This window comes from Niabella sp., assembly GCF_030150205.1.
Classification (GTDB): domain Bacteria; phylum Bacteroidota; class Bacteroidia; order Chitinophagales; family Chitinophagaceae; genus Niabella.
In genome coordinates this window covers 192338-205219 of sequence record NZ_JASLGT010000008.1, presented here as the reverse complement: position 1 = coordinate 205219, position 12882 = coordinate 192338, and the positions used below count along the sequence as shown (strand labels likewise).

The following is a 12882-nucleotide window of genomic DNA, read 5'->3' as shown; positions in this document are numbered from 1 at the left end:
AATGTATATTTTTGTTTGATCATGCCGATTCAATTTAAATCAGGAAGGCCGCTATGAGGATGGTGAAAAATCATAACTGTTATGTTAGGGCCTTGTCTTTTTTATTGCTGATTTGCCTGGTTGCAACACCCGTTGTTTCTCAAAATCTAAGACTGGCCAGGGCATTTACTATAAACGATGGGTTGGCCAGCAACCTGGTTTATTCCTGTACGGAGGACGATAAAGGTTTTTTATGGGTAGCCACCGATAATGGCGTCTGTCGTTTTGACGGCAAATATTTTAAACGGTATGCCATGCTGGATGGGGTACCGGATATGGATGTGCTGGAAGTGCTCAAGGAAAAAGACGGAACCATCTGGATTAATACCTTTAAACAGGGCCCCTGTTACTATGATGAGGCTACCGACCGGTTTGTTGATCCGCTGAAAAATGTAAATATTCATAAGGATTTTGTGCGGCTTGTGCTATGGAGCAGACGCCTGGATGACGGCGGTGTCGTATTTTCTAATACGGGCGGTGAGCTGGAATTTAAAAATAGAAAACTGGTGCGTTCTGATGGCCGGACGGCTTTCCGGTTCTTTCAGGATGGTAAACCCTATTGGATGTATGCGGGGATTGGTGGAAATAATCAGGAATACTATGCTTACTTAAAAGGTAACGGCAGCCTGGATAGTGTGCGCTTATTTGAAAGAAAAGAGAAGATGCGTTTTTATGACATCAGTGTCTTACTCAAAAGCAAGTTGTATGTACTGAGGGGTACCGAAAAGATATATATAGCGCAAAAAACAGACCACGGAAAGGCGCTCAAAGTGGTTGAAAAAGAGATTAATGAAAATCCATTAATGATCCGGGAAAACGGAAATGAAATAAATGTATCCACCGCCAAGGGAGCCATTTATGTGTTTGATTACGTAACGGATTCGCTGAAGTTCAAGATCTCTGGTAACTTTTTTGCCAACTCGTCTTTCAGGGATAAGAATGGGGATATATGGGTCTCTACCATGGATAAAGGCCTGCTCCTTTTTAGAAAAAATGCCTTAAATATTCTCCGGCCCCTGCCGGATCCTCCAACAAGAAATAATTTCAGATCGGTTTGTGTAGATTCGGAAGGAACCGTCTATGGCGGTAATAATTATGGAGAGATTATCGAAAGGCCGCGGAATGGGGAAGTACGTATCAGGACGATCAATGCAAAGGGCAATACCACCCGTATTTTAGGGATTCTGAAATCACAAGACAAAGTCTTTGTTTTATCGGAATGGGGATGTTTTGTAGATTATAAACGCCTTGTTAAGCTGGAAACGTCTGAAACGATCCGGCAATTGAAGAAGGGAATGATTTATAATGATAGTATTATTATTGTTTCCGGGGTAGATCCCAAAGGAGGGCTCTATAAGATTAATACCAAAACGGAACGTGCTACCCGGTTGAATATACCCCCGCTGCGCGTTTCAAATCTGGCGGCGCAGGGTGAATACATTTATCTTGGAACCACGCAGGGATTTTTCAGGTACGATTATACGTTAAATACATCATTAGAAATAGGACGCAATACACCGCTGAAAGGCGCCCGGATTTTGTCTACGGCAGCAACACCGGATGGTCTGATCTGGGTTTCAACCATCAACAACGGCGTCTTTGTTTTAAAAGACACGCAGATTGTATACCAGGTATCCGATCCCCGTTTTTTAAACTTTTCGGTGGTAAGGCTTCAGGAAACCGATAAGCCAGGGCTGTTATGGACCACTACCCGGCGTGGGGCGGCTTATATTAATTACAACCTGGATCATGGGCGGTTCAACTATACCATCACGAATTTAAATCATGAAGATGGAATTTCAAACAATGTGATCACTGATATCGCCTACAGAAATGACTCTATTTACTTAGCCGCAGAAAGCGGGATTGCTATCATCCCGGCAAATATCAGTATCCCCCGGTTTGATATAAAAACATATCTTACAGATGTTAAAGTGAACCAGCGGCAATTGCCGGTTGCAACATCCTATGAGTTATCCAGCGGTGACCGAACGATTACCCTTACCTTTTCCGGCGTCAATCTTTCCGGGTACTTTGACCATTTTGTGTATGCGCTTAACGGCGATTCTTCGATGCCGGAAATTGTAGGTAATACTTTGAACCTGAGCCTGGAACCGGGGAAACACACGCTGAAGGTAAGGGCCGTAAACATTAACGGGCTGATGAGCCATCATGTACTTACCTTATATTTTAATATACGGGCACCTTTTTACCGGAGCGCCTGGTTTATAGTGGTGATTGCCTCGCTGGTAACCGGGGTTGTTTTTTTGGGCGTAAACCGGTTAAAAACAGTAGGGCAGAAAAGAAAATATGCACAAAAGAAGCGGATCGATATGGAACGCAACCGTATTACGGAAGACCTGCATGATGACATTGGTTCTACCCTAAGCAGCCTGAAGGTATATAGTGATGTAGCGGCGAATATGATGGAGCGGGATGTTTCAAAAACAAAGTACCTGCTGGAACAGATCTCCGTTAACTCATCAAAGATCCTGGAAGATATCGGTGATATTATCTGGAGTATGCGAACCGACAAGCAAAATATGCTGACAGTGGACAGCCGGATCAAAAATTTTGTGAGCGAGGTTCTGGGAAGCCGGGAAATTCATTATCAGATTTATATTGCCCCCGAGATTAATGATCTTGTGCAGCATATCACCGCCCGGAAGAATGTGGTGCTCATAATGAAGGAAGCGGTCAATAATATTGTAAAATACAGCAAGGCAACCCAGGTGTCCATCCGCATTTATGCCAAAAATGATTTGCTTCGGATCGAGGTTGTAGATAATGGGGTTGGCTTTCAGGAAGATGCAAAGCCAACCGGGAACGGGTTACGGAATATGAAAAAAAGAACCGAAGAACTGGGGGGCGTTTTTCAGATCGCCAGTTTCCCTCAGAAAGGAACCAAAATAAACGTGGAAATTCCTGTCACGAATATTCGTGACAAAGGCGTATGACGAACTCGGCTATCTTTGCCGGAACAATGCCGATCAGGGTTTTTATATATGACGACAATATAGCCAGGAGAGACAGTCTCAAGAACCTGATTCAACTAACAGACGATCTGGAGTATGTTGGTGAGGCAGAGAATTGTAAAGATGCCGTTGCAGACATGGACAACACCCAGCCTGATGTAGTACTGATGGATATCAATATGCCGGAGGTAAATGGACTTGAGGGCTTGAAAACAATCAAAACAACGCGCCCTGGGATCAAAGTGCTGATGCAGACGGTCTTTGACGACAGCGAGAAGATTTTTACCAGTATCCGAAACGGCGCCAGCGGATACGTATTGAAAAACGATTCTTCTCAAAAATTACTGCAAGCAATTCATGATGTGCATGAAGGCGGAGCGGTAATGAACCCGGGCATTGCGCTAAAGGTGCTGGATTATTTTAAACCGCCGGTAGTTGCTTCCTCATTAAGCGATCGGGAAGCTGAGGTATTGCAGCTGCTGGCAGACGGGCTAAGCTATAAAATGATCGCAGAAAAGCTGCAGATCACATTTAACACCGTTGGAACCTACACCAGGAGAATTTACGAAAAACTGCATGTGGCTTCCCTGGGAGAAGCAATATCATTTTATTATAAACATCTTAAATGAGAATAACCGGATAATGGAAAATACCTTTATTTAACTTTTACTACACCCGGGGCCATCATCAAATGGCCTTTTTTCTTGCCCGTTTCCGTGTTGCGGGATCAATAAAAACGCCCTCCTATTTAAGGTGAATCTTCCCAAACTCACTCCTGATAGAGATTTTGCGGTCCGTACGGGAAGATGACGTTGAATACCTGGTTTGGGTATGCTTTTCTCCGTTATTGTCGTTTAACTTTAGATCACTGTTATTGGTTACGCGGCCAAAATTGGTAACAATATCTACATTGATATCAAGGCTCTTGGGCAGCATAAGCGTAAGGTCTGAGTATTTTGTGTCAATGCGTACATGCTGCACGGCAGGCGTAAGCACAATAAGCGGTTTGGTACAAAACTGGAAATTGCCATCGAAATTACCGGATAGTTTACCGATTTCGACCTGGGAGAACTTTACAGACACTTTTGTATTCTCAAGTTCTTTTGATATCAGTTTCCCAAAGTCTACAGACAGCCGGTCGGTATTAATAAGATTGCCCGTGGTAAGGTTTCCGTAGGCCTGGGAAAGCTCTGTGTTGCCGGTACGGTCGGGAATATACGTATTGCCAAATGAGTTCGTGACCTTCAGGTTCGTGGTAGCGGGCAGGTAAACCACGTAATCAATCTGCATGGACGAACTTTTGTTGCGGCCTTCGTTATTCCTGGAACGATGCTTTGTTTCAAAAGAAACATTGGCTCCTCCGCTTTCCTCGATCGATATGGCGTCCATTATGGCGGCAGCAGCCTGTTCGCTGGTAGCTTTCACGGTAATTGTTATATCTACTTTAACCTCATTTTTGTTCCAGTTAGAAACGTTTACATTTCCGAATGAATTTTTAATAGAAACCTTGGAACGGTCGGTTAGGGGATATGAGCGCGAAATCGATTTTCTTTTTTCCGCATCCCATTCGCCGTTTTCGGCCCGGCTGCTGCTGCATACCACCAAAAGCAGCAAAAACAGGCTAAATATTTTTATACGTCGGTTCATCTTTTTGTTGTTTAAGTTTTTTGGTGATCTCCAGCTGGCGATTCAACAATTCGGTTTGCAACTTCAGGTTCTCAATCATTGCCGTAAGCAATTGTTCACTGTTGAGGCCCTCGTCGTACTTATGTTTGAGTGTTGCATAGGAGTTGTTGAGCGTGGTAAGATCTTTTGAAAACTGTTCAAATAGCTCCGGATAATTATTTTTTAATGTTGCAATTTCTTTTTGCTTGATCTCGATCAGACGGGCATAATGATAAAGCTCTTCTTTTACTTCATTGCCTGCTGGTTGATCTTTTGGGCGCTGCGGGTCTTTCGTTAAGTCATCTTTGCCCGGGTTGTGCTGGGTTTGCCGGTCGTCATAGGTGCCGGTACTGCCACTGCCCATATTTTTGTTGCTGTCGCCGGAACCATTATACCGGCTACCGGAATCGCTGTAAGCCAATGGTGTGGAAGGCGCATCCGCAGTGCCGGACCTCCAGTAAGGCTTGCTTAAAACGCCTGCGGTGATTACGATCATGGCGGCTGCGGCCCATTTCCACCAATTAATCTTAACCACCTTGGCATTGGTCCGCGCCGGTTGAATATCCGGTTCCTGCATTTTTTTTTCCAGACGCTTCCAGAGAGCCGCAGAGGGTTCCTGGTCGTCAAAGGCGGCCTTGTTCTTTTGAATAAAGTTTTCTAACCGATTATCCATGATCACTCGCATTTAATATGTCCAGCACTTTTTTCTTTGCGCGGTGATAAATTGTACGGACATTATTATGAGAAATATTAAGAAGTGAAGCGATCTCATCCTGCTTCAATTCATCGATAACAAACAAATTAAAAATGACCCGGTAATTTTCGGGGAGCGTACGGATTGCTGCTTTTACCCGTTGTATATCAAATTCAAATTGTTCCTCATTTGTACCTCCCGGTTCATCAGTAGCTGCGGCACCGGAAATGTCAATGTCGGTCCATACAATCTTCCGTTTCCGGAGCAGGCTGATGGACTTGTTAATAACAATTCTTCGCAGCCAGGCCTCAAATGAGCTTTTATAAGTAAAGGACTCCAGGTTGTTGAACGCGTCAATAAATGCCTCCTGCACCATATCCTCTGCGTCAGCGATATTGTTCAGGATCCGCATACTGCTGTTTAGCATGGGTTTGGCATACCGTTCATAGATGCTGAAATAAGCGTTATTGTCTCCCTTTTTGCAAAGTTCAACCTGCTCATCTCTCGCTATTTCCATGATTTGGTCCAATGAAGTAATTTACCCTTTACCTAATAATAGCAAAAAGTTTTAAAATGTTACACATAGAACCGGACATTTTTTAAAACAGTCGTCAATATGCTGATATTTAACCGGTTGAGCTATCTGAGCTGCGGTTTGCTATTAAAGAACGGTAGTATGTGATGCATTGGCCGCAAAGCTCAGGCGGCTTACCGGATGCCGGAATGAACAGATAGAGGGCATTGATTTATCTTTGTTCAATATATGGCCAAAAGAACGAAACAATTATTGCTGAAGTATGTAAACTGGGTTTGGAATAGTATCGTTAACGTTGGAATTTCGCCGGCTATGCCTTATGTTGAATCCAGGCGGACCAAGCTATTGAATTTGTTGGCGCTGCCCTGTATCCCCTTTATGTTTTTCTATGCGGTGGTCAATTTTATACAGGAACGGTACGTTTTAGCCGGACTCAACCTGGTAAATGCCCTGTCGGCTGTGATGGTATTTATCATGCACCGCTGGCGAATGTACCTGGGAGCAAGGATGGTGCTGATTGGAGTGAACCTGCTGGTATATACGTTCACCGGCATGTTTTTTCATAACGGTGCGCAATATTTTTTACTGAATATACTGATTATTGCCGTTTTGGTTAACGATAACCGCCGGGTGGTGATCGGGCTAAGCCTGCTGATTATTGCTGCGCATCTTCTGATCCTGTTTTTTCCCCAACCACCTGTTTTTGGCTCCCCCGTGCCCGAAGCCCGCATTTGGAGCAACGTTGTTATTGCCCTGCTTTTTGTGGTGCTGGCCCTGTTCTTTTTTAAATCCATACAGTCCGATTATGAACAGGAAATTGAAGGCCAGCGACAAGCGTTAACCGTCATGAACCGGGATAAAGAGCGGTTGTTTTCTGTGGTAGCGCACGATATCCGCAGCCCGGTTGTAACACTGGACGCATTGCTGGAGCAGTTCCGGAGCGGGTTGCTTAACGGGGAGGAAATGGAAGCGGCTACGGCAGTGCTTCATGACCGGGTTTCGCAGCTGAGTGGCACGCTCGATAACCTGCTGCGCTGGAGCGCACGTGGTATGCAAGGTATACAGATGACTCCCGGAAACTTTTTGCTATCGCCATTGCTGGAAGAAATAACGCGCTTTTTTGAGCCGGTGCTGCAGCAGAAAAAGATCCAGACGGATAGTCATATTGCTCCCGGCACTGTTTTGTATGCAGACCGGGACCAGGTTTCTGTGGTGCTGCGTAATTTATTTAGCAATGCGGTTAAATTTAGTTTTTCCGGCGGAACGATCAACATGACTGCTGAAGAACACGGAGACCAGGTGGCCATCAGCATTACAGATCATGGCATAGGTATGGATAGCGAGCGGCTGAAAAAAATGTTTTATGGCCCGCAGGAACCGGCCTATGGTACGGTTGGAGAACGGGGTGCCGGAGTAGGGCTGGTCCTTTGCAGTGAATTTGTTCGTCAGAATAAAGGCGTGATCGATGTAGAAAGCACTCCGGGTAAGGGTACCCGTTTTACGGTACGGTTGCCAAAAGGAACCATGGGCTGATCGGATTAATCAGCAGCGGATGATACCAGGCCTGTCTGGTTTTTTACAAATAATACCAGGGATTTCTTTTTGACGAATGAATATAGTTTTTTACATTTTTGAAGAACGCCAGGATCATATAGATCAGGATCGGCGATCCCATTGTTAAAACGGATGTATAGATAAAGTACTGGCGGATACGGCTGGGGGAAATATTCATCCGGTTCCCGATGGAAGAACAAACGCCAAACGCGTTCCATTCAACAAAACTTTTCAGACGGTTCATAGTTAGTACTATAAAAATAGATACTGCAAAAATATTTATTCTTTACGAATTCTGTATGTTTTAAAAGCAGATATTGCTACAGTATGCAATATTTTGTCTAAAAACACTGATAATTAATTTGTTATGAAGATTTTGGCGGCGTTAATATGGAGCGTTATCTATTGGGTTTAAAAAGACTTTTGAAGAATATAACGGTATTACTCCATGGATTTTTGGCGATCCTCTTGTTATAAATGCAGACCGGGATCGTTTAGAAAGAGGGTTCAATGAGGAGAAACGGGAGGCGCCTTTAGTTATTGGAATACAGGCTGCAACGTTTGAAATATCTGCTGGATCAAATGATTTTAGTCGGTAAAACCGTCAGAATTTTGTAAATTCGCGGCAATTCATTCACATCCAATTAAATGATTTTTTTATGGCATTTGATATTGACCTGATAAAGAAGGTTTACGCCGAATTTGAAGGAAAAGTAGCTGAGGCGCGTAAACTCGTGAACAAGCCTTTGACCTTTACCGAAAAAGTACTGTATGCACACTTAACCACATCTGCACAAAGAGCTTATCAGCGTGGGGTAGATTATGTGGATTTTGCTCCGGACAGGGTGGCGATGCAGGATGCAACAGCGCAAATGGCCCTGCTGCAGTTTATGCAGGCTGGTCGTGATAAAGTAGCAGTACCTTCTACTGTACATTGCGATCACCTCATTATGGCGCAAACCGGTGCTGCGCAGGATCTGGCCATAGCCAGGCAAGACAGCAGTGAAGTGTTTGATTTTCTGGCTTCGGTTTCTAATAAATACGGGATCGGTTTCTGGAAACCAGGTGCCGGTATCATTCACCAGGTGGTATTGGAAAATTATGCGTTTCCTGGCGGGATGATGATCGGAACAGATAGCCATACGGTAAATGCAGGTGGATTGGGAATGATTGCGATTGGTGTAGGTGGGGCAGATGCCTGCGATGTAATGTCGGGCCTTCCCTGGGAGCTGAAAATGCCTAAACTGATCGGCGTAAAACTTACCGGGAAATTGAACGGATGGGCAGCGCCAAAGGATGTGATTTTGAAGGTTGCCGGAATCCTGACTGTAAAAGGCGGTACCGGTTGTATCGTGGAATATTTTGGAGAAGGAGCACAGGCGTTAAGCTGTACCGGAAAAGGTACCATTTGTAATATGGGTGCTGAGATCGGGGCTACCACATCCACCTTTGCCTATGATGACAGCATGAGCCGTTATCTGAAAGCAACCGGACGGGAAGATGTGGCAAGTGCTGCAGATGCTGTTAAAGAACAACTGACGGCTGATCCGGAAGTGTATGCAAATCCTGAGCAATATTTCGACCAGGTAATTGAAATTAACCTGGATGAGCTGGAACCACATTTGAACGGACCATTTACCCCGGATCTGGCAACGCCTATTTCAAAAATGAAGGAAGCTGCTGCTGCAAACGAATGGCCTACAAAAGTGGAAGTAGGTTTAATCGGAAGCTGTACCAACTCTTCCTATGAAGATATCAGCCGTGCCGTATCGCTTGCAAAACAGGTGAATGAAAAAGGACTGAAAACAAAGGCTGAATTTACAATTACCCCCGGGTCAGAACAGGTGCGTTACACCATTGAGCGGGATGGATTCCTGGATACTTTTGCCAGTATCGGAGCTACCGTATTTGCAAATGCCTGCGGTCCCTGTATTGGTATGTGGAACCGTTTAGGTGCCGACAAACAGGAAAAGAATACCATCGTACATTCGTTCAACCGGAACTTTGCCAAACGCGCAGATGGTAACCCCAATACCTATGCATTTGTTGCATCGCCTGAGCTGGTAACCGCATTGGCTATTGCGGGCGATCTTACATTTAACCCGATTACAGATACCCTGGTGAATGAAAAAGGAGAAACCGTAAAACTGGATCCTCCAAGTGGTGAAGAATTGCCGGCAAAAGGTTTTGCAGTAGATGATCCGGGTTACCAGGCTCCTGCTGCAGATGGTTCCGGTGTAGAAGTAAAAGTAGCACCGGATAGCAAACGCCTTCAGTTGCTGGATCCATTCCCGGCATGGGAAGGTACGGATCTGAAAGGTCTGAAACTGCTGATCAAAGCAAAAGGTAAATGTACCACCGATCATATTTCAATGGCCGGTCCCTGGTTGAAATTCCGTGGCCACCTGGATAATATCTCCAATAACCTTTTAATTGGTGCGGTTAACTATTTTAACGATAAAACCGATAATGTAAAGAACCAGTTAACAGAAGCATATGGACCGGTGCCTGCTACACAGCGGGCCTACAAAGCGGCTGGTATCGGAACCCTGATCGTGGGAGATGAGAATTATGGAGAAGGAAGCAGCCGGGAACATGCGGCTATGGAACCCCGTCATTTGGGCGCCCGTGCCGTATTGGTAAAATCCTTCGCACGGATCCACGAAACCAACCTGAAAAAGCAGGGTATGCTGGCACTGACCTTTGCCAATAAGGATGATTATGATAAGATCCAGGAAGATGATACCATCGATATCCTGGGGCTTACAACATTTGCACCCAACACTCCGCTTACACTGGTCTTGCATCATAAAGATGGTTCATCCGACACCATCACTGTAAATCATTCTTATAATGCACAGCAGATTGAGTGGTTTAAAGCAGGAGCAGCTTTGAATATTATCCGGAGAGAATTCGCTAACAGGAAATAATCTGTTGCATAAATTTTGTACAGCCTGTAAGGTAATCAATGCCTTACAGGCTTTTTTTTTGAAGCATTTAGGAATGCCGGCATATTCTATACTTGTCCAAATACGTCCTTTTACCTAATATTTTGGCTGGTTATATATTTTATATTTGTCCAAAATATGATTATTTTATCAATTTTGGCTGATTATATATTTTATAATGATCCGGAATTTGAATAACTTTATCTGGTTTAAAAGCTGAACCATGGATGTTATCATAGGTAGAACAGAAGAGCAGAAAATGCTCAATCGCCTGCTTACTTCCCGCAGGCCGGAGCTGATTGCGGTTTATGGCCGCCGGAGAGTGGGAAAAACATACCTGATCCGTACATTGCTCAAAAAAGAAACGGTATTCGAGATGTCGGGTATCCACGATGCAACCTTAACAGATCAATTAAAGAATTTCAGTAATGCTTTGGGAAAAGCCATGGCCAGTCAGGCTCCGCTGGCTGCCCCCGATAGCTGGATACAGGCATTTACTTACCTGGATCAATACCTGCTGGATCCGCTTAAGAAGAAGGGGCCGGTGGTTCTTTTTTTTGATGAGTTTCCCTGGATCCATACGCCCCGCTCCAATTTTCTGCAGGCATTCGATCACTGGTGGAACAGCAGTGCAACAAAGCGGCGGAACGTAAAGGTGATCATCTGCGGATCGGCGGCCTCCTGGATGATTGATAAGATCATCAACAATAAAGGCGGGTTGCATAACCGGGTTACACAAAAGATCCGGTTGCTTCCGTTTACATTGGGAGAAACCCGCGCCTACCTGTCTCATTTAAAGGCCAGCCTGGATCCATACCAGCTGCTTCAGCTTTATATGGCTGTAGGCGGCGTGCCCTACTATCTTCAATCGATCCTTCCGGGAGAAAGTGCCGCCCAGCTCATCGACCGGCTTTGTTTTGCCAAAGAAGGATTGCTGCGCAATGAATTTGCCAACCTGTATCAATCGTTGTTTGTAAATGCGCAGCAACACGAAAAAGTGGTACGGGCATTAGCGCAGAAAGGAAAGGGGCTCAGCCGTGATGAGATCATTGAGGTATGCCGTTTTACAAGTGGCGGAACTACCAGCAAACTGCTGCGCGAACTGGAAGAGTCTGGCTTTATTACACCCTATGTGCCGTTTGGGAAAAATGCCAATGAAAGCATCTATAAACTTTCAGACGAATATTCCATGTTTTACCTGAAATTTATTGAAGGCGCAAAAGCAACCGGTATGGGATCCTGGCTAAGAAAAATACATACACCATCCTATAAAAGCTGGTGTGGGTTTGCTTTTGAAGCGGTTTGCCTGAGGCACATTGTACCTATCAAAAAAGCGTTGGGCATTGAGGGCGTGTTTACGGAAGAATCGGGGTGGCGGTATCAGCCTCCAAAAGGAAGCGCAGAGAAAGGCGCACAAATCGATCTGCTGATTGACCGGCAGGATCATTGTATTAATATTTGTGAAATGAAATTTTCCGAAGATGTATTTGTGGTCAATAAAACCTATGCGGGGGAACTGGATCATAAAATGAATGCCTTCCGCCGGATCACCCGCACAAAGAAAACCCTGTTTCTTACATTGATTACGACTTATGGAGTGGCGCAAAATATACATACGACTGGTAGAGTGGTGGCGGAAGTAACAATGGATGCGTTGTTTTTGTAAGAGACGTTTATACGGCTGCCTTAAGCGCAGTGATGGGTTTTGAAATATTTGAGGGAAGGAGTCCTTTCGATTAAACCAGCGTCAACAAAAAAGCCCCGCAATCCTGCGGGGCCAAATAAGGATGGGGGCAGTGTTACTGCAGATTTTCGTATACGTAGATGGGATCTACCGGGTTGCTGCCCGGTGTGATCGTGTGCAGGGAATGTAACTGCCCGTCGGCCAATCCATAAACCCAGCCGTGCAACATCGGGGCCTGACGCTCCTGCCAGGCTTTTTGAATGATCGAAGTCTTCGCCAGTTTTTCTACCTGCTCTTTTACGTTCAGCTCTACCAGGCGATTGGCCCTTGCTGTTTCATCGGAGATCTCATTGAGCTCTTCTTTATGCTTGTAATAAACATCCTTGATCACCCGCAGCCACATATTCAGCACCTGGTGAAAATCACCGTTGCCCATGGCCGCTTTCACGCCACCGCATCCGTAATGTCCGCACACAATTACGTGCTTCACTTTCAGGTGTGCCACGGCGTATTCTAAAACGCTGATCAGGTTTATATCGGTATGTACCACCAGGTTGGCAATATTCCGGTGTACAAAAATTTCGCCGGATGTGGTTCCGGTTACTTCATTTGCCGGTACCCGGCTGTCGCTGCAACCAATCCACAGGAACTCCGGTTTCTGCGTTTCCGCCAGGCTATCAAAAAAATGTGGATCAATCTCTAGTTTTGCGGCAGCCCAGTCTTTATTATTCTGTAATAATTTTTCGTATGAATTCATAATTGATATATCTTTTGAAATGTCTTTTTAT

At 44.9% G+C, this 12882-nt stretch carries 10 protein-coding genes; 5 read left to right on the top strand and 5 right to left on the bottom strand.

The annotated features are described in order from the left end of the window. Positions 1-53: 53 nt before the first annotated feature. A complete protein-coding gene (locus Q1V85_RS05590) occupies positions 54-2996 on the top strand; it encodes a two-component regulator propeller domain-containing protein (protein ID WP_300598293.1) in 2943 nt (980 codons plus the stop codon). Beyond that, positions 2993-3643, top strand: a complete 651-nt coding sequence (locus Q1V85_RS05585) for a response regulator transcription factor (RefSeq protein WP_300598291.1) — start codon at positions 2993-2995, stop codon at positions 3641-3643. The genes Q1V85_RS05590 and Q1V85_RS05585 overlap by 4 nt, the downstream gene beginning before the upstream one ends. Before the next feature lie 115 nt (positions 3644-3758). Here Q1V85_RS05585 and Q1V85_RS05580 read toward each other — a convergent pair whose 3' ends face one another. From Q1V85_RS05580 to Q1V85_RS05570, 3 genes are read right to left on the bottom strand one after another with little or no spacing between them, the layout of a single operon-like run. Further along, positions 3759-4661: a hypothetical protein gene (locus Q1V85_RS05580; protein ID WP_300598289.1), complete on the bottom strand. Its 903-nt coding sequence runs from the start codon at positions 4659-4661 to the stop codon at positions 3759-3761. Next, on the bottom strand, positions 4636-5352 hold the full coding sequence (locus Q1V85_RS05575; protein WP_300598287.1) for an anti-sigma factor: 717 nt from the start codon (positions 5350-5352) through the stop codon (positions 4636-4638). The genes Q1V85_RS05580 and Q1V85_RS05575 overlap by 26 nt, the downstream gene beginning before the upstream one ends. Beyond that, the gene (locus Q1V85_RS05570; RefSeq protein WP_300598285.1) at positions 5345-5890 is read right to left on the bottom strand and encodes a sigma-70 family RNA polymerase sigma factor; all 546 of its coding nucleotides are present in this window, start codon (positions 5888-5890) and stop codon (positions 5345-5347) included. The genes Q1V85_RS05575 and Q1V85_RS05570 overlap by 8 nt, the downstream gene beginning before the upstream one ends. Positions 5891-6136: 246 nt before the next feature. Here Q1V85_RS05570 and Q1V85_RS05565 point away from each other — a divergent pair, with 246 nt between their 5' ends. Then, positions 6137-7441, top strand: coding sequence for a HAMP domain-containing sensor histidine kinase (locus Q1V85_RS05565; protein WP_300598283.1), 1305 nt, complete (start codon positions 6137-6139; stop codon positions 7439-7441). Positions 7442-7484: 43 nt separating this feature from the next. Here the strand turns inward: Q1V85_RS05565 and Q1V85_RS05560 are convergent, their stop codons facing one another. Continuing rightward, the gene (locus Q1V85_RS05560) at positions 7485-7706 is read right to left on the bottom strand and encodes a PspC domain-containing protein (protein WP_090393376.1); all 222 of its coding nucleotides are present in this window, start codon (positions 7704-7706) and stop codon (positions 7485-7487) included. A 415-nt stretch (positions 7707-8121) separates the two neighbouring features. On the opposite strand from Q1V85_RS05560, the gene Q1V85_RS05555 reads away from it, so the two are divergent. Both Q1V85_RS05555 and Q1V85_RS05550 read left to right on the top strand, forming a co-directional pair. Continuing rightward, complete coding sequence (locus Q1V85_RS05555) at positions 8122-10392, top strand: aconitate hydratase (protein ID WP_300598280.1); 2271 nt, start codon at positions 8122-8124, stop codon at positions 10390-10392. 241 nt (positions 10393-10633) lie between these two features. Further along, positions 10634-12076, top strand: coding sequence for an ATP-binding protein (locus Q1V85_RS05550; protein ID WP_300598278.1), 1443 nt, complete (start codon positions 10634-10636; stop codon positions 12074-12076). Positions 12077-12209: 133 nt separating this feature from the next. Here the strand turns inward: Q1V85_RS05550 and Q1V85_RS05545 are convergent, their stop codons facing one another. Then, on the bottom strand, positions 12210-12851 hold the full coding sequence (locus tag Q1V85_RS05545) for a carbonic anhydrase (RefSeq protein ID WP_300598276.1): 642 nt from the start codon (positions 12849-12851) through the stop codon (positions 12210-12212). Positions 12852-12882 lie beyond the last annotated feature (31 nt).

What these genes read in the sequence shown, in the direction of transcription:
- Q1V85_RS05590 (WP_300598293.1), top strand. Translation starts at nt 54, where the DNA reads ATGAGGATGGTGAAAAATCATAACTGTTATGTTAGGGCCTTGTCTTTT.
- Q1V85_RS05585 (WP_300598291.1), top strand. Translation starts at nt 2,993, where the DNA reads ATGACGAACTCGGCTATCTTTGCCGGAACAATGCCGATCAGGGTTTTT.
- Q1V85_RS05580 (WP_300598289.1), bottom strand. Translation starts at nt 4,661, where the DNA reads ATGAACCGACGTATAAAAATATTTAGCCTGTTTTTGCTGCTTTTGGTG.
- Q1V85_RS05575 (WP_300598287.1), bottom strand. Translation starts at nt 5,352, where the DNA reads ATGGATAATCGGTTAGAAAACTTTATTCAAAAGAACAAGGCCGCCTTT.
- Q1V85_RS05570 (WP_300598285.1), bottom strand. Translation starts at nt 5,890, where the DNA reads ATGGAAATAGCGAGAGATGAGCAGGTTGAACTTTGCAAAAAGGGAGAC.
- Q1V85_RS05565 (WP_300598283.1), top strand. Translation starts at nt 6,137, where the DNA reads ATGGCCAAAAGAACGAAACAATTATTGCTGAAGTATGTAAACTGGGTT.
- Q1V85_RS05560 (WP_090393376.1), bottom strand. Translation starts at nt 7,706, where the DNA reads ATGAACCGTCTGAAAAGTTTTGTTGAATGGAACGCGTTTGGCGTTTGT.
- Q1V85_RS05555 (WP_300598280.1), top strand. Translation starts at nt 8,122, where the DNA reads ATGGCATTTGATATTGACCTGATAAAGAAGGTTTACGCCGAATTTGAA.
- Q1V85_RS05550 (WP_300598278.1), top strand. Translation starts at nt 10,634, where the DNA reads ATGGATGTTATCATAGGTAGAACAGAAGAGCAGAAAATGCTCAATCGC.
- Q1V85_RS05545 (WP_300598276.1), bottom strand. Translation starts at nt 12,851, where the DNA reads ATGAATTCATACGAAAAATTATTACAGAATAATAAAGACTGGGCTGCC.